Below are 17,086 nucleotides of genomic sequence, written 5' to 3'. Positions count from 1 at the left end.
TTTTGTCCCGTTCCGACCTCAATGCGAGAACGGGTAGAGTTTCCAGTAAGCCTTGATTTGCCGCCACCGGTGAGCAAGTCCGTCCGGCTCGAAGATCAAAAAGACAATGATGATGACGCCGATGGCCATCTCGCGCAAGAATGCGATGTTGTTCTTGAGTCCAAGGGCATGATCGATCGCGCTGCCGCTGAGCGCGGCGCTGATCCACTCCATCGATTCCGGCAGCAGAACCATGAAGGCGGTGCCGAGCAACGTGCCCATGATCGAACCAATGCCGCCGATGATGATCATGGCGAGGAAGATGATGGAGCGGTCGATGCCGAAACCTTCGTTGGACACCACCTGATTGTAATGGGCGTAGAGCGCGCCGCCGACGCCGGCAAAGAATGCAGCCAATCCGAACGAAAGCGTTCGGTATTTGGTGAGGTTGATGCCCATGATTTCGGCGGACAGGTAATGATCGCGCACTGCGACCAGCGCGCGCCCGTCACGCGTCCGCATCAGGTTGGTCACCAGAAGATAGCAGACGATCACGTAAGCCAGCACGACGTAGAAATACTGGCGGTCGCCGCGCAACACCTGGCCGAAAATCGAAAACGGTTCGGCGTGGGCCGGAACGCTGCCGCCAGTGAACCATTCGGCGCGCGAGAAGAAGTCGAGCAGGATGAATTGCGCGGCCAGCGTCGCGATCGCAAGGTAAAGACCTTTCAGCCGCGCAGCGGGGAGGCCGAAGATCAGGCCGACCAGCGCTGTGACGAGACCCGACAGCGGAATGGCGAAGAACACCGGCACGTGAAGCTTGCTCGACACGTAGGCCGAGGTAAATGCGCCGAATCCGAAGAAGGCCGCGTGGCCGATGGAAATCTGCCCGGTGAAGCCGACCACGATGTTGAGGCCGAGCGCGGCGATACCGAAGATGCCGATCTGGATCAGCAGGCTGAGGCTGTATTCGTTCAGCACATAGGGCGCGAAACAGATCAGAACGATGCCGGCGACCATCATGTTCCGGCTGGTCGTGGTCGGGAACACGGTGGTGTCCGACGCGTAAGTCGTGCGGTAGTCGCCTGCGGGGAGGAGGGTTTGGCCTGCCATGATCAGATCCGTTCGATGTCTTTGGTGCCGAACAGGCCGTAAGGCTTGATCATGAGGATGATGATAAGTGCGTAGAACGGCGCGATCTCGAACAGGTTGCCCCAGTGCAGGTATTCGCTGTCGACGAAGTGCGCGACGTTCTCAAGCAGCCCGATGATGATGCCGCCGACCACCGCGCCGCCGACGCTGTCGAGGCCGCCGAGGATCGCCGCGGGGAAGACCTTGATGCCGTAGGCTGCGAGGCCCGCCGATACGCCGTTGACCACAGCCACCACGACGCCGGCCACCGCCGACACGGTCGCGGAAATCGCCCACGCCATCGCGAACACGCTTTTCACCGAAATGCCGAGGGACTGCGCGACCTGCTGGTTGAACGCGGTCGCGCGCATGGCGAGGCCGTATTTCGAGACCTTGAAGAACCATGCCATGCCACCCATCATCGCCACCGACACCGCGAGGCTGAGGATGTAGACGGTCTGGACCTGCATCCCGAAGATATTGACCAGCTGGGTGTTGAAGATTTTCGGAAACGGCTGGAGATTGACGCCGAACATCCATTTCATCAGCGCCGAGAACACCGTGGACAGCGCGATGGTCACCATGATGACAGAAATGATCGGCTCGCCGATCATCGGGCGCAGGATGATGAGCTGGATCAGGATGCCGAAGATAAACATGAAGACCAGCGTGATCGGCATGCCGATCCAGAACGGCACCTGATATTTGGTGAGCAGGAACCAGCACACCCACGCGCCGATCAGCAGCAACTCGCCCTGCGCGAAGTTGACCACCTGCGTCGCCTTGTAGATCAGCACGAACGACATCGCGACGACGCCATAAAGCGTACCGACCACGAGACCGTTGATGAGGAGTTGGATCAGAAGCTGGGTGTTCACTCTGCGGCCTCCGCCGTCTTTCTGCGCGCGCCGAGGTCGATGACGGGCAGCGTGCAGCGGATGCGCTGCGTGGTGCCGTCCTGGAAACGGATCACGGTGTCGATGTCGATGTCCGGCTTGCCGCCGTAGATCGCATTAATGATGTCGGCGTACTTGTCATTGATGACGGTGCGGCGGACCTTGCGGGTGCGCGTCAGCTCGCCGTCGTCGGCGTCGAGTTCCTTGTAAAGCAGCAAGAACTTGGAGATGCGTTGCGCCGGCGGTAGCGTGGCGTTGACCGCTTCGACTTCCTTGCGCAGCAGTTCGTAGGTTTCCGGGCGCGAGGACAGGTCGGTGTAGGTGGTGAAGGAAATCCGGTTCTTCTCGGCCCATTTCGAGACGATGGAGAAGCGGATGCAGAGCATCGCCGCGAGGTAGTCGCGCCCGTCGCCCAGCACCACGGCCTCGGCGACGTAGGGCGAGAACTTCAGCTTGTTTTCGATGTACTGCGGCGAGAAGCGGTCGCCGCGCGCGGTCTGCGCCATGTCCTTGATGCGGTCGATGACCACAAGCTGCTTCGCCTTGTTGAAGTAACCGGCGTCGCCCGAATGCATCCAGCCGTCGCGCACTTCCGCAGCGGTAGCGGCCTCGTTCTTGTAGTAACCCGAGAACATGTTGGGATGGCGCACCACGATCTCGCCGACACCGTTGACGTCGGGATCGCGGACCTCGATCTCGATCTCGTCTGACATCGAAACGCCAGTGGTGTCGGGATCGACCTCGTCCGGCTTGTGCAGCGTGAAGGCGCCCAGCGTTTCAGTCTGGCCGTAGAGCGTACGCAGCGGCACGCCCATGGCGCGAAAGAACTTGAAGGTGTCGGGACCGAGTGCAGCGCCGCCGGTCGCTGCCGACCGCAGCCGCGTGAATCCGAGGCGGTCACGCAGCGCGCGGAACACCAGGGTTTCCGCCACCATCGACGTCTTGCCCTGATCCAGCGCCGACAGCCCGGCCTTCATGCCGGTTTCATAGAGGCTCTGCTTCATCGCCGAGGCATCCATCACGCGCGCGCGGACGTCGGCGGCGATGGCTTCCCAGATGCGCGGCGCGAACAGCACGAAGGTCGGCGCGATTTCGCGGAAGTCGTTCATCATGGTATCGGCCTGCTCGACGAAGTTCACCTTCATCCTGGAGAGCAGACCCTTTCCGAGCGCGTAGACCTGTTCCATGATCCAGGGCAGGGGAAGCACCGACACATACTCGTCGTCCGGGCCCTTGGGATCGAAGGAGAGATACGCCGCGCAGTGGCGCAGCACGCTGCCAGCGGTCAGCATCGCGAGCTTCGGATTCGACGTGGTGCCGGACGTGGTGCAGAGGATGGCGACATCGTCAGCCTTGGTGGCGTCGACCAGTTGATCGTAGAGCTGCGGCTCGCGCGCGGCGCGCTCGCGGCCCATCTTCGCGAGCTTGGCGGCGTCGATCAGCCGGGGGTCGCTGTATTTCCGCATGCCGCGTGGATCGGAATAGACGATGTGCTTGAGATGCGGCGCGCGGTCGCCGAGTTCGAGCAGCTTGTCGACCTGCTCTTCGTCTTCGGCGAACACGATCTTGGTTTCGCCGTAGGTTAGCAGATACAGCACTTCCTCGGGCAGCGACTCGCGATACATGCCGAGTGACATGCCGCCGATGGCGTGAGCCGCGATTTCCGCCGCCACCCAGTCCGGACGGTTGTCGCCGATGATGCCGATGACGTCGCCGCGCTTCAGTCCAAGCTCGATCATGCCGAGGGCGAAATCATGCACGCGGGTATGGTAGTCGTTCCACGAAAAAACGCGCCAGAGACCGAAGTCCTTTTCGCGCAGCGCGATGGCGTTGCCGTGCTCTTTGGCGTTGAGCCGCAGCATCTTGGGATAGGTGTCGGCCTGCGCGACGCGGCCTGCATAATCCATCATGCTGTGGCCTCCGCGACGGGATTGGTGTCATCGAGAGCGTCGAGCACTTCGTCTTCTTCGCCGAGATAGGCCTTTCTGACGTGCGGATCGTCCAGCACGTCGGCGGGCAGGCCTTCGGCGATCTTGCGACCGAAATCCAGCACGGTGACGCGGTGGGAAATGTCCATCACGACGCCCATGTCGTGCTCGATCATCATCACCGTCATCCCGTATTCTTCGTTGAGATCGACGATGTAGCGGGCCATGTCTTCCTTCTCCTCGAAGTTCATGCCGGCCATCGGCTCGTCGAGAAGAATGAGTTTCGGTTCCAGCGCCATGGCGCGCGCGAGTTCAACGCGCTTGCGCAGGCCGTAGGAGAGGGTGCCTGCGGTCGCCTTGCGCACCGACTGCAGATCGAGGAAGTCGATGATCTCTTCGACCTTGCGGCGGTGTTCGAGTTCCTCGCGCCGCGCGCCGGTCAGCCAGTACAGCGAACCGGTGATGAAGTTGTTCTTCAGCAGGTGATGCCGGCCGACCATGATGTTGTCGAGCACGGTCATGTGGTGGAACAGCGCCAGGTTCTGGAATGTACGGCCAATGCCGAGCGCCGCGCGTGCATTCGGCTTGAGGCCGGTAATGTCGCGGTCCTGATAGAAAAGCTGTCCCTCGGTCGGGGTGTAACGGCCGGAAACGCAGTTGACGATCGAGGTCTTGCCGGCGCCGTTGGGCCCGATGATCGAAAACAGTTCGCCTTCCTTGACGCCGAAGCTCACGTCGGTCAGCGCGCGCACGCCGCCGAACCGCAGTGAGACCCCCCGCACCTCCAATGCGTAAGCCACTCAAATCCTCCCAGATACGGCGCTTGGCGCGCTCTTTATCTATGGTCCGCTATGGTCCCGATCCTATACCGGGGGGCCGTGGCAAGCCATTCTACTATTGATGTTTTGCGCCGCAGGACGCGTTTGCCGTCGTCGTCCTTACGGCAAACCGCGACACCGAAATGTCTTGTGCCTGACAATTCGTTGGGCAATTTCGGTGCGCGCGCGGTATACCGAAGGACATTTTGCCGCGTCGCAGCATTGCACGACGCGAAGGGCGGTCGAGACAGCATGGTTTCTGCGGATTACCTCAAGCGTATTGCGGTCTGGTCGCGCGGCCTGAGCGAGCGGGAAATCGAAGTTGCTCGCGCCGGTGTCATCGAAAAGTCGTTCGGCGCGAACGAATTCATCTGCATGCGCGGCGATCATTTCGAATACTGGATGGGCGTCGTCACCGGACTGGTCCGGATCGGCACTGGCTCGCGCGACGGCAAGGCCGTCAGCTTCACCGGCATGACCAACGGCGCGTGGTTCGGCGAGGGAACCGTGCTCAAGAACGAAGCCAGACGATATGACGCTGTCGCCTTGCGCGATACGCGCCTCGCGCTGATGGATCGCGCCACCTTCTTCTGGCTGTTCGAGAACAGCGTGGCGTTCAACCGCTTCCTTGTGGGTTTGTTGAACGAACGCCTCGGCCAGTTCATGGGATTGGTCGAATACGGCCGGATGCTGGACGCGAAGGCGCGCCTCGCACGCTCGCTCGCGTCGTTGTTCAACCCGATCCTGTATCCGGATCATACGCGCCACCTGGACATCACGCAGGAGGAGCTTGGCGCGATTTCCGGAATCTCACGCCAGAACGCCAACCAGTGCCTCAAGACGCTGGAGAAGGAAGGTCTGTTGCGGCTCGAATACGGCGGCGTGACGGTGATCGATCTGGAAAAGCTGCGCGGGTACGGGGAATAGGCGTGCGTCGCTCCCTCGCCCCGCTCTTGCGGGGAGAGGTGAAATGGTGCGAACCGCGCAGTTATGCCGTCATTGCGAGGAGCGTAGCGACGAAGCAATCCAGTCTTTGTTTGTTGCTTCTGGATTGCTTCGCTTTGCTCGCAATGACGGGATGAACGTCCGCTGCGCCGGCAAGCCTCACTCCGCCCATTCCAGATCGGTCGTAAAGACAATGGACAGCCAGCGGTCGGGGGTGTCGTTGCCGATCGCGTCGCCAATCTCGTCGCGGATCTTGTCCCATTCCTCGAGCCGCTTTGGCGGCAAACCGGCCGGAACGATGAAGTACAATTCGATCTGCCGGCCGCGGCCGACGCGTGCGACATAGGCCCGGTAGGACAGGAATTGATAGCGTTGCACGATTTGCCGGGCGATGGCCTCGACGTGCTGCATGAGGTCCGGCGGCGTGACCAGCAGGGCGTCGGCGAGCGCCTGACGCACCGTGCCGATCGGTATTGGAATGACAATCAGGCAGACGATCGCCAGCGCGGCAGGGTCGATATAGGGCGACATCCATTTCAGGCTCGTGCCCTGAATCATGTAGCCGAAGATGAAGGCCACGAGCAGGGCGGCCGTCAGCGCCGCCGACATCATCCAGGCCTTTGCATCCAGAGCGACGAAATTGGATTTAATGGTCCGGTTGGCCTTGATGTCAAAGATCGCCATGCCGATCGCGGCGAGCGTTATCAGCACGGCGTAGATAATCGCCTGATCGAATGCGAGTTCACGCCCGCCCGTCAGCAGGCTGCCGATGGCATTGATCAGCGCGTAAATCGCAGCGCCGATCAAGAGGACGCCGTTCAATCCCAGCACCATCGGCTCCAGATGCCAGAAGCCCATGGTGAACTGCGCAATCAGCCTGGACTTGGAGCCGCCGTCCCGCGTCGATGCCGCGATCAGGTTGGACACCAGCAAAGCGAGGATCGTCATCACCGCGTCGATCAGCGCATAGACGCCGTCGAAAACAATCGCGTAGGACCCCGATAACAGGCCGAACAAAATCCCCAGCCCGGCCAGAGCCAGGGTTACCGCGATCGACAGGCGCAGAACGCTTTGTTCGGTCCGCATGTGAGTTCATCCGGCAGGTCTGCGATGACTCGTACATCGCAGGGCGGGCGATATCACACCTCGAGCCACTCCTTGCGGATGGCCTGATTGGCCTTGAGATCGGCCGGGGTGCCTTCGAACACGATGCGGCCGTGGCCCATCACGTAGACCCGGTGCGAGATGCGCATCGCAATCGACAGCTTCTGTTCGACCAGCAGGATGGCGACGCCGCGCCGGGCGATTTCGGCGATCAGATCGCCGACCTGCTGCACGATCAGCGGCGCCAGACCTTCGGTCGGCTCGTCGATCATGACGAGTTCGGGGTCACCCATCAGCGTGCGGCAAATGGTCAGCATCTGCTTTTCGCCGCCGGACAGCACGCCCGCGGCCGTATCGGCGCGCTCCTTCAGGTTCGGAAACATCTCGAGCATGTCGTCGAGCTTCCATTTGCCCGGACGCTTGGTGTCCTTGACCCCGAGCAGCAGGTTCTGCCGCACGGTGAGGCCGGGGAAGATGTCGCGATGCTCGGGCACGTAGCCGAGCCCGAGATGCGCGATCCTGAAGCTCGGCAGACCGGCGATCTCCTGCCCCTTGAACTTGATGGTGCCGTGCGGCGGCACTTCGCCCATGATCGCCTTGACCGTGGTCGAGCGGCCGACGCCGTTGCGCCCCAGCAGGCTGACGACCTCGCCGGCGCCGATATGCATATCGACACCCTGAAGGATGTGGCTCTTGCCGTAATAGGCGTGCAGATCCTGAACTTCCAACATCAGGCAGCTTCCTCGCCCAGATAGGCTTCCTTGACCTTCGGACTGTTGCGGATTTCCTCAGGCGTTCCGGATGCGATGATATGGCCGTAGACCAGAACCGAGATGCGGTCGGCGAGGCCGAACACCACGCTCATGTCGTGCTCGACGATTAGCAGCGTCTTGCCCACGGTGAGACGCCGGATCAGATCCACCGCACGTTCGGTTTCGGCGTGGCTCATGCCCGCCGTCGGTTCATCGAGTAGGATGACGTCGGCGCCGCCGGCGATGGTGATGCCGATCTCCAGCGCGCGCTGTTCGGCATAGGTCAAAAGGCCAGCCGGGATGTCACGCCGCGAGGTGAGGCTGATGTCTTCCAGGATCTGCGCGGTGCGCTCGCGCACTTCAGGCAGGTTGTCGACGCTTTTCCAGAATGCGTATTTGTGCCCCGTCGCCCACAGCACCGCGCAGCGCAGATTTTCCCACACCGTCATGTTGGCGAAGACGTTGGTGACCTGAAAGCTGCGGGACAGCCCGCGCCGGTTGATCTGGTAGGGCGCGAGGCTGTCGATGCGCTCGCCGCGCATCAGCACTTCGCCGCTGGTCGGCGACATATAGCCGCTGATGAGGTTGAACGTGGTCGATTTGCCGGCGCCGTTCGGGCCGATCAGCGCATGGCGTTCGCCTTGCGCCACTTTCAGATTGAGGTCGCGGATCACCTTGGTGATGCCGAAGCTCTTCTGAACGTCGCGGATTTCAATGGCGTTGGGCTTCACATCTGACATCATGCTGCCAGTTCCTTCGCACGCGCTGTGGTCAGCGCCTCGTCCCAAGCCACGGCGGCCCGCTTCCATGTCATGCGCGCAATGCTGAAGCCGCCGACGATCAGGACCAGCGCGACAGCCCACGTGACCGGGTTCGCGGCGTTGAACGGAATTCCGAATGCCTTCACATTTGGATCTTCCATCGGATTCATCGTGTAGTGAACGATAGACTCGATTCCGAGCATCAGGCCGATCATCAGTGCAAGTGTGGGAACAAGCGCGACCAGATAGGACGGCAGGACGCGTCCGAGCGTGCCGCCCCTGATCAGCGGACGATGCATCATCAGGAGGCCCGTGATGCCCCCGGGGGCGTACATCACGACCACGATGAAGAACAGCCCGAAGTAAAGCTGCCAGACATGGGTCAGATCGCTGAGGCCAAGCGACAGCAGCGTGACGAAGATCGCGCCGACGATCGGTCCGATGAAGAAGCCGATACCGCCGATGTAGGCGGCGAACAGCACGGTGCCGGACTGCACCGCGCCGAGATAGGCCGAGTTCGCAATCTCGAAGTTGATGGCGGCGAGCGAGCCCGCGATGCCGGCAAAAAAGCCGGAGAAGCAGAACGCGATGTAGCGGACCACATGCGGATCGTAGCCGACGAACTGCACGCGTTCCGGGTTATCGCGAACCGCATTGCACATCCGCCCCAGCGGGGTGCGGGTGAGGGCGTACATCGCAATCATGCAGATCAGCGTCCAGGCCGCCACCAGATAGTAGATCTGGATCTGCGGGCCGAAATTCCAGCCGAACACGCTCAGCAGCTTGGTGCGGTTGGCGGAGATGCCGGCTTCGCCGCCGAAGAAGGTGCGCAGGATCAGCGCCGAGGAAGCAACCAGTTCGGCGACGCCGAGCGAGATCATGGCGAAGGCGGTGCCCGAGCGTTGCGTCGACACCCATCCGAGCAGGATCGCGAAGGCGAGGCCGGTCAGGCCGCCGATCAGCGGCACCAGCGGCAGCGGGATCGCCCACTTGTTGCCGCCGATGATGTTGATGGCGTGAATGACGAGGAAGCCGCCGAGGCCGTAATAGACCGCGTGGCCGAATGACAGCATGCCGGTCTGGCCGAGCAGGATGTTGTAGGACAGCGCGAAGATGATCGAGATGCCGATCAGGCTGAACGTCGTCAGGGCGCCGCCTGAGCCGAAAACTTTCGGCAGCACCAGCAAAAAGATCGCGACAGCGGCCCAGAGCCCGTAGAACTTGAGGTTGTCGGCGGCGGTCGGCGGCGGCGGCGCGGCGCGTGCGGTGATATCGCTCATGTTTCACGCGTCCCCAAAAGACCCATCGGACGGAGCGCTAGGATCAGCACCAGCAGCACATAGGGCATGATCGGCGCGACCTGCGCGACAGTGACGTTCCAGATATCGGCCAGCCAGGTGGATGCATAGGCGGGGCTCAGCGGACCGAACACTTCGGACAGCGATCCGTTCATCGACACCGCAAAAGTCTGCACAAGGCCGATCAGCAGCGAGGCGATGAACGCGCCCGGCAGCGAGCCAAGCCCGCCGACCACCACGACGACGAACAGGATGGGCCCGAGGAGACCGGCCATGTTTGACTGGGTGACCAGCGCCGGGCCTGCGATGACGCCCGCCACCGCGGCGAGCGCGGTGCCGACGCCGAACACCATCATGAAGATGCGCCCGACATTGTGGCCGAGATGGCCGACCATGTGCGGATGGGTCAGCGCCGCCTGCACGATCATGCCGACCCGCGTGCGCTTCAGCACGAGGAGCAGCGCGAGGAAGATGCCGATCGACACCAGCAGCATGAACATCTTGTAGGCGGGATAGTTGGTCGAGAAGATCGTGAAGGCGGGGAAATCGAGCGAGGCGGGCACGCGGAAATCCACCGGGCTCTTGCCCCAGATGATCTGCACCACTTCCTCGATCGCGAATGCAAGGCCGAAGGTGAACAGCAGTTCGGCGACATGGCCGTTGCGGTGGACCCGGCGCAGGCCGAAGCGCTCGACACCGGCGCCGATAATTCCCGCAAGGAGCGGCGCGATCAGCAGGGCAGGCCAGAAGCCGAACCACCGGCTGACCTGAAATCCGAAAAAGGCGCCGAGCATGTAGAAGCTGGCATGCGCGAAGTTCAGCACGCCGAGCATGCTGAAGATCACCGTCAGGCCGCTGGCCATCAGGAATAACAGCATCCCGAACAGGATACCGTTCAATGTAGATATGACGACTAGTTCAAGCACGACCTCAGCACTCCCCCCGGATACATGAAGGTCTCATGTTCACCCCGGCGGTTGCCGGGGCGAACACAATCAGTTGGCGAAAAAAGCCAGCTTGCAGTGACCTCTTATGGACGGGTCATCTTGCAGGTGGTCGGCAGGACGGTCTTGTCGGCGTCGATCTTGGCGACACCCTTCCAGCCCCAACCGGTCTTTTCTTCGTCGAACGTTTCCTTGTTCTTCAGCTCGCCGAACTGCGCGATGTAGATCGGCTGGAAGAACTGGTGGTCGTCCTTGCGCATGAAGCCTTTGCCGCCGCTGAAGACTTCGTAGTCCATGCCTTCCAGCGCGGCCGCAACCTTGACCGGCTCGAGCGACTTGGCCTTTTCGGCTGCGAGCGCGAACATCCGCATTTCATTGACGGCGCGCGGATAGAACAGGCTGAAGCCGTACTTGTCGCGCAGCGACTTTTCAAAGGCCTTCGACGAAGCGTGCTCGATGTTCGGGTAGGCTTCCGCGACCTGGAATACCTGGTCGTTGAGGTTGGCCTGCTTGATCGCGGTCGGACCGCCGGTGCCGCCTGCGTAGTAGGTGTACCAGTTGACCTTGAGGCCGGAGTCAGCGGCTGCCTTGAGCAGCAGTGCGAAGTCCTGGCCCCAGTTGCCGGTGATCACGCTGTCCGCGCCGGACGCCTTGATCTTCGCGATATACGGCGCGAAGTCGGTGACCTTCAGCAGCGGGTGCTTTTCGTCGCCGACGATCTCGATGTCGGGACGCTTCGCCTTCAGCATCGCGCGCGCGGTGGTGCGCACCGATTCGCCGAACGAGTAGTCCTGGTTGATCAGGTAGAGTTTCTTGATCGCCGGAACGCCCTTCATGTAGTTGGTGAGGGCTTCCATCTTGATGTCGGAATTGGCGTCCCAGCGGAAGTGCGAGAAGCTGCACTTTTCGTTGGTGAGGACCGGGTCGACCGCGGCGTAGTTGAAGTACAGCACTTCCTTGCCGGGATTGCGCTCGTTGTACTTGGTGATGAAGTCGGTCAGCGCGCCGGCCACCGCAGAGCCGTTGCCCTGAGTGATGTAGCGCACGCCCGAGTCGATCGCTTTCTGGGCCTGGATCAGGCTTTCCTGCGGATTGGTCTTGTTGTCGAGCGGAACGATTTCGACCTTCTTGCCGAGAATGCCGCCCTTGGCGTTCACTTCGTCGGCGAGGAACTGGAAGGTCTTGAGACCGATTTCGCCGACGCTCGCGCCGCCGCCCGAGAGCGGGTCGATATAGCCGATCTTCACGGTCTCCTGGGCCATCGCCGCTCCGCCCAACATGGGAAGCGCGACTGCCGCAGCGATCATTATTTTACGCATATTCATCTCCCTGAATTCTCTTTGTGACCGGCTGTTTTTGAATGGATGGCCAAGACTTTTTGATCTTGTACCGTCCGGGCCGTTCGTATGGCGGATTGTGGTCCAACGCTCCGCAAGCCGCAAGCCCGGTCTCTGGCCGGACCGGGGAATGCTTAATTTGCCCGTCCGGGCAGGACCATGATAGGGGTGCGGGCTGTTTGCCGGGCCGCAACCGATGCATATGTACGAGCATGCAAGAATTTGGTTGTTTTTTGTGCTTGCCTACATTTCGGCAATCTTGGGTGCGGGGTTTAAGTGAACATGCCAGCGGGAAAGTCGCGACCGTCACGGTCGCTGTGCAGGATCGATGATGGCCGTCCTGCCATTTGATCTGAAGGGAAAGCGCGTTTTCGTGGCCGGCCATCGGGGGATGGTGGGCAGCGCTCTCGCGCGTCGGCTCGTCCGCGAGGACGTCGAAATCCTGACTGTTTCGCGGAGCGAACTTGATTTGCTCGATCAAGCGGCGGTCAACCGGTGGTTCTCGGCCATGCGCCCGCAGGTTGTACTCCATGCGGCCGCGAAGGTCGGCGGTATTGTCGCCAACAACACCCTGCGCGCCGAATTCATTTACGAAAATCTCCTGATCGCGACCAACGTCCTTCATGCGGCGCACGTGCACGGCGTCGAGAAGCTGCTGTTTCTCGGCTCCTCGTGCATTTATCCGAAGCTGGCTCCGCAGCCGCTGCGCGAGGATTCGCTGCTGACCGACACGCTTGAGCCGACCAACGAGCCCTATGCGATCGCCAAAATCGCCGGCGTCAAGATGGCGGAGGCTTACCGCGCCCAGTACGGCAGCGACTTCATCAGCGTCATGCCGACCAATCTCTATGGCCCCGGCGACAACTATCATCCCGAATACAGCCACGTGGTGGCGGCGTTGATCCGCCGCTTTCACGAAGCGAAGGAAACCGGCGCGCGCGACGTCGTGGTGTGGGGCACCGGCACGCCGCGGCGCGAGTTTCTCTATGTCGATGACATGGCCGACGCCTCGATCCATCTGATCAAGAACTATTCGGAGGGCGGTCTCATCAATGTCGGGACCGGCGAGGATATTTCCATCGCGGATTTTGCGCGGGTGGTGGCGCGGACCGTCGGCTACACCGGCGAGATCGCGTTTGATACGTCGAAGCCGGACGGAACGCCGCGCAAGCTGCTCGACGTCAGCAAGCTCGCCAAATTCGGATGGCGGGCGACGACCTCGCTCGACGAGGGCATGAAGCGCGCGTATGCCGCGTTCCTCAAGGAACAGCGATAAGACTATAGGCGAAATCTCTGGATCCAAGTCTCTGGATCTATTGTGACGACGGTGCAGGGTGCTTGCGAATCTGCCTCGCGTTTGCCGCGCGGGGATTGCGATAGCATTCGCCATAGACCGAGGCGCCCGACTGTTTGCATTCCCTGTAGGATGCAAACATGCAGTCGCCGGGCCGGCTGATGTCGCCCTTCGTGCGGACGCAAAATGCCTTGTCGTCAGCTGACGCAGTTAAAGGCGACGTCGCGCCGACAAGGGGCGAGGCGAACCCGGCTGCGGGGATCGCGAGACCGGCAATGGCGACCAGGAACGCGAAAACAAGCTTCATGGGAACCTCCCTTGCTCGAAGGAAAACCCTGACGGTCGGCCAAGGTTCCGCGATATCCTTGCGCGTCCGGCACGGGAACAGCCGATGAGCGACGATATCTTCGACCTTGAGCGGTTCATCTCGGCGCAGGCGCCGGTGTATCCGCGCGTCGTCTCGGAACTGCGTGCAGGCCGGAAACAAAGCCACTGGATGTGGTTCATTTTTCCGCAGATCGAAGGTCTCGGATTCAGCGCGATGGCGCAGCAATATGCGGTGCACTCGCGCGCGGAGGCTTTGGCCTATCTGGATCATCCGGTGCTCGGGCCGCGGCTGCGCGAATGCACCCGGCTGGTGAACGCTGTTGCGGGCAAGGACATTCACGCGATTTTGGGTTCGCCCGACGACATCAAATTCAGGTCGTCGATGACGCTGTTTGCCAAGGTCACGCCGGACAATGCAGACTTCGTCATGGCCCTGCAAAAATACTACGACGGCGAATTCGACGCGGCGACCATCGCCCGATTGTGAGCGACAGATACATGAAACAGACACCCGTTCTTTCAGCCAACGTCGACACCATCGCCACCTCGGTATTGACCGTGCCGACGAAGGGCGAAGGCTTCATCGATATCACGGCGGAGGTCGCGCGATTTCTGCAGCAGAGCGGCGGTGCGACGGGAGCCGTGAGCCTGTTCATCCGTCACACGTCCGCGTCACTCACCATTCAGGAGAATGCCGATCCCGATGTGCTGGCGGATCTGATGACGTTATTGCGGCGGCTTGCGCCCGCCGACGGCGGCTGGCGTCACACCATCGAAGGTCCGGACGACATGCCGGCGCACATCAAGGCCATGCTGACGTGCAGCAACCTGCAGATCCCGGTTCTCGACGGCGCGCTGGCGCTCGGCACCTGGCAGGCGATCTATCTGATCGAGCACCGGACCCGGCCGCACAGCCGTGAGGTGGTGATGCAGTTTATGGGAAGCGGGGCCTAACAAGGCAGAGCGGAGCACGCTCCCTCGCCCCGCTTGCGGGGAGAAAATGCGGGGTCTCACCATATCCCGCTTGGCTATCTGAACTAGCTCGCCGCGCTTGCGGCTTTGCCCTCAGTCTTTTTCTTCTTCGGCTTCGGCAGCGTCGCCTCGGTGCCGATGATCTCGCTCCGCGCAAGATCGGCGATCTCGGCCTCGCTGAGGCCGAGCACCTCGCGCAATACCTCCTGATTATGCTGGCCGAGCGTCGGCGCGACATTCACAATCGGATAGGGCAACTCGCTGTCGCCCTCGCGATAGGCCACCGACGGCAACAGATGCGGGCCCATGAAGGGCCGGTCGCTCGGCTGCCAGTGTCCGGTCTTCAGCAAATGCGGATCGGCCGCGAGATCCTGCGGCAGCTTGGCGATGCCTGCGGGCACGCCGGCCTTCTGCAATGTCACCATCGCAATGTCGGGACGCACATCGGCGAGCCAGTGCCGGATCGCGACCTCGATGGAATCTTCATGCCTGCGCCGGCCTTCAGCGGTTGCGAATTCGGGATTGGCCGCTAGATCCGCCCGCCGCATCACGCCGCACAGCGCGCGCCACTCGTCGTCGCTTCGCACAGACAGCGTGAGCCACTGATCGATGCCGAGGGTGGGGAAGCATCCGTTCGGCACATGTTGCGGATGGCGGTTGCCGATCCGCGGACTGGTTGCGCCCAGGGCGGACTGTTCGAGAATCGACGGCGCCACCATCGGCAGCATGCATTCCACCTGGCTGAGATCGATGTGCTGGCCTTCGCCGGTGCTCCGCTGATGCATGAAGCCGAGCAGCAGCGCGGCGGCGGCATTCAGGCCGCCGATCGGATCGCCGATCGCCGCATGCAGCATGACCGGCGGATCGTCCGGGCCGCCGGTGACCGACGGCAAACCCGACGCCTGTTCGAGCGTCGAGCCATAGGCGCGCGCACCGCTCCATTTTCCCGTCATGCCGAAGGCGGGCATGGTGACCACAACGAGACGCGGATTGATCTTGAGAATGTCGTCGACGCCGAGGCCGAGGCGCGGCATCACGTCGGCGGCGTAATTGTCGATCACCGCGTCGGCGTCCTTCATCAGGCGCTTGAGCAGCGAGAGGCCGGCTTCGGTGGTCAGGTCCAGCGTGATGCCGCGCTTGTTGCGGTTGTTCATCTGGAACCAGTAGGTCTTCTCGTAGGTCCGTTCCTCATGATAGGGCGGCCGCGTGTCGGTGCCGCGGAACCAGTCGGGATACTGGCACGACTCCACCTTAATAATGTCCGCGCCGAGATCGCCCATCTGGCGCGTTGCGGTCGGCCCGGCCCAGCCCATGGTGAGATCGATGATGCGCAGGCCCTTCAACGGCAACGCGTCTGTCGCAGTCGCCGCGCGCGTGGCGCTGCGTTGATGTGCGGGCAGGGCGGCCTTGTCGTCCGCGCCGGCCAGCGGCGCGCGTCCGTTTGGCTTTGGCTTTGAGCGCGTCAGATATTGCGGCAGCACCGGGCCTTCAAATGACGCCGTACCGATTTTCACCGGCCCGAACGCGCCGCGCACGCGATGCACGTCCTGCTCGAGCAGTTCCTTCATGTCCGGCACGACGGCGAGCGGAAGCCGCAGCTCGATGCCCATCTCGAACCATTCCAGCGCGGTTTTCTTCAGCAGAGCCGGCGTGATGATCGCCTTCAATTCGTCCGCATGGTTGAAGCGGCCGATGGTCGCCGAATATTTCGGATCGGCGCCGAGTTCGGGCATATCGAGCATGGTGCAGAACGCTGACCATTGCGCGGGCGTAACCACGGTGACGCCGAGCCAGCCATGCCTGGTGACAAAGTTGCCGGACGGATAACCACGGCCGAACCGGTTGATACCGGGGCGCGGGCGCGTGAAACCGGATTCCAGCGCGAGTCCGGTGTCGAACTCGCTGATATGCAGCATGGCCTCCAGATTGTTGACGGCGAAGCGGCGCGCGCCGTGCGCATGTCCGTAGAGTCCGGCAAGACTCGGAATGAACGCGGTCAGTCCGCCGACCACGCCGATCTGTCCGTCGCGCGGCAACACCGGCGGTCCCTCGACCGGACCGACCAGCTTCACCAGTCCGGCGAGGCTGCGGCATACCGAGTCGGTCGCGAGATAGTTGCGATACGGTCCGTGTTCGCCGAACCACGACATCGCGGTGATGGCGAGGCCGGGATCGGCCTTGCGCAAACGCTCGTGCGAAATCTGCGAGGCTGCGATGTCGTCGGGATGGCGCGCATCGAGCAGCAGATCGGAGTTCGCGAGCAGTTCGAGAATCCGGTTTGCGCCCGCCGGCGTTTCAGGATCGGCGGTGATGCTCTTCTTGTTGGTGTTCAGCCACGCGAAGTTGAGGCTCTCGCGCTTGCCTTCGCCCGCATCCGCAAGCGGCGGAATGCGGCGGCCGGGATCGCCGCCCTGCGGCTCGATCTTGATGACCTCTGCGCCGAAATCCGCGAACAGCTTGCCGCAATAGCCGAGCGTATCGCCCGATCCGAGTTCAACGACGCACAACCCTGTCAGCGGCAAGTTCGGCATATCCACCCCGGTCTATTTGCGGCGCACAACAATCGCGCGTACTTGTTTTCCGGAGTCTTAGCAACTGCC

At 62.0% G+C, this 17,086-nt stretch carries 16 protein-coding genes; 4 read left to right on the top strand and 12 right to left on the bottom strand.

Features of this window, described 5'->3' with window-relative positions; genetic code table 11:
• Positions 1–18: 18 nt before the first annotated feature.
• From BN32_RS11030 to BN32_RS11015, 4 genes are read right to left on the bottom strand one after another with little or no spacing between them, the layout of a single operon-like run.
• The gene (locus BN32_RS11030; protein ID WP_019198251.1) at positions 19–1,092 is read right to left on the bottom strand and encodes a branched-chain amino acid ABC transporter permease; all 1,074 of its coding nucleotides are present in this window, start codon (positions 1,090–1,092) and stop codon (positions 19–21) included.
• A gap of 2 nt (positions 1,093–1,094) precedes the next feature.
• Positions 1,095–1,988, bottom strand: coding sequence for a branched-chain amino acid ABC transporter permease (locus tag BN32_RS11025; protein ID WP_019198250.1), 894 nt, complete (start codon positions 1,986–1,988; stop codon positions 1,095–1,097).
• On the bottom strand, positions 1,985–3,916 hold the full coding sequence (locus BN32_RS11020; protein WP_040425648.1) for a long-chain fatty acid--CoA ligase: 1,932 nt from the start codon (positions 3,914–3,916) through the stop codon (positions 1,985–1,987). The genes BN32_RS11025 and BN32_RS11020 overlap by 4 nt, the downstream gene beginning before the upstream one ends.
• Entirely contained in the window at positions 3,913–4,734 is an 822-nt protein-coding gene (locus tag BN32_RS11015; RefSeq protein ID WP_040425647.1) for an ABC transporter ATP-binding protein, read from the bottom strand. Before BN32_RS11015 ends, BN32_RS11020 begins: the two co-directional genes overlap by 4 nt.
• 270 nt (positions 4,735–5,004) lie before the next feature.
• On the opposite strand from BN32_RS11015, the gene BN32_RS11010 reads away from it, so the two are divergent.
• On the top strand, positions 5,005–5,679 hold the full coding sequence (locus BN32_RS11010; protein ID WP_019198247.1) for a Crp/Fnr family transcriptional regulator: 675 nt from the start codon (positions 5,005–5,007) through the stop codon (positions 5,677–5,679).
• Between the two features lie 177 nt (positions 5,680–5,856).
• Here the strand turns inward: BN32_RS11010 and BN32_RS11005 are convergent, their stop codons facing one another.
• The 6 genes from BN32_RS11005 to BN32_RS10980 form a co-directional block, all read right to left on the bottom strand.
• Positions 5,857–6,783 carry a cation diffusion facilitator family transporter gene (locus BN32_RS11005; RefSeq protein WP_019198246.1) on the bottom strand — a complete coding sequence of 309 codons (927 nt, stop codon included), beginning with the start codon at positions 6,781–6,783 and terminating at the stop codon, positions 5,857–5,859.
• Positions 6,784–6,836: 53 nt separating this feature from the next.
• A complete protein-coding gene (locus BN32_RS11000) occupies positions 6,837–7,532 on the bottom strand; it encodes an ABC transporter ATP-binding protein (protein WP_040425646.1) in 696 nt (231 codons plus the stop codon).
• Complete coding sequence (locus tag BN32_RS10995) at positions 7,532–8,296, bottom strand: ABC transporter ATP-binding protein (RefSeq protein ID WP_019198243.1); 765 nt, start codon at positions 8,294–8,296, stop codon at positions 7,532–7,534. Before BN32_RS10995 ends, BN32_RS11000 begins: the two co-directional genes overlap by 1 nt.
• On the bottom strand, positions 8,293–9,594 hold the full coding sequence (locus BN32_RS10990) for a branched-chain amino acid ABC transporter permease (RefSeq protein ID WP_019198242.1): 1,302 nt from the start codon (positions 9,592–9,594) through the stop codon (positions 8,293–8,295). Before BN32_RS10990 ends, BN32_RS10995 begins: the two co-directional genes overlap by 4 nt.
• Positions 9,591–10,538, bottom strand: coding sequence for a branched-chain amino acid ABC transporter permease (locus tag BN32_RS10985; RefSeq protein WP_040425645.1), 948 nt, complete (start codon positions 10,536–10,538; stop codon positions 9,591–9,593). The genes BN32_RS10990 and BN32_RS10985 overlap by 4 nt, the downstream gene beginning before the upstream one ends.
• Positions 10,539–10,642: 104 nt before the next feature.
• Positions 10,643–11,875 (bottom strand): branched-chain amino acid ABC transporter substrate-binding protein, encoded by a 1,233-nt coding sequence (locus BN32_RS10980; RefSeq protein ID WP_040426292.1) that lies wholly within the window; start codon positions 11,873–11,875, stop codon positions 10,643–10,645.
• A 349-nt stretch (positions 11,876–12,224) separates the two neighbouring features.
• Between BN32_RS10980 and fcl the strand changes: the two genes are divergently transcribed.
• Complete coding sequence (fcl, locus tag BN32_RS10975) at positions 12,225–13,169, top strand: GDP-L-fucose synthase (protein ID WP_040425644.1); 945 nt, start codon at positions 12,225–12,227, stop codon at positions 13,167–13,169.
• Positions 13,170–13,206: 37 nt separating this feature from the next.
• Here fcl and BN32_RS10970 read toward each other — a convergent pair whose 3' ends face one another.
• Positions 13,207–13,494: a DUF3551 domain-containing protein gene (locus tag BN32_RS10970; protein WP_019198238.1), complete on the bottom strand. Its 288-nt coding sequence runs from the start codon at positions 13,492–13,494 to the stop codon at positions 13,207–13,209.
• Positions 13,495–13,578: 84 nt separating this feature from the next.
• On the opposite strand from BN32_RS10970, the gene BN32_RS10965 reads away from it, so the two are divergent.
• Both BN32_RS10965 and BN32_RS10960 read left to right on the top strand, forming a co-directional pair.
• Positions 13,579–14,001, top strand: a complete 423-nt coding sequence (locus BN32_RS10965) for a DUF1810 domain-containing protein (protein ID WP_019198237.1) — start codon at positions 13,579–13,581, stop codon at positions 13,999–14,001.
• 11 nt (positions 14,002–14,012) lie between these two features.
• Positions 14,013–14,468, top strand: coding sequence for a secondary thiamine-phosphate synthase enzyme YjbQ (locus BN32_RS10960; RefSeq protein ID WP_019198236.1), 456 nt, complete (start codon positions 14,013–14,015; stop codon positions 14,466–14,468).
• 83 nt (positions 14,469–14,551) lie between these two features.
• On the opposite strand, the gene BN32_RS10955 is transcribed toward BN32_RS10960, so the two are convergent.
• A complete protein-coding gene (locus BN32_RS10955) occupies positions 14,552–17,017 on the bottom strand; it encodes a CaiB/BaiF CoA-transferase family protein (RefSeq protein ID WP_019198235.1) in 2,466 nt (821 codons plus the stop codon).
• Between the last annotated feature and the right edge of the window lie 69 nt (positions 17,018–17,086).

Source organism: Afipia birgiae 34632 (assembly GCF_000308295.2).
Taxonomy (GTDB): domain Bacteria; phylum Pseudomonadota; class Alphaproteobacteria; order Rhizobiales; family Xanthobacteraceae; genus Afipia; species Afipia birgiae.
The sequence above is the reverse complement of the archived record's forward strand: the minus strand, read 5'-3'. Positions and strand labels throughout refer to the sequence as shown.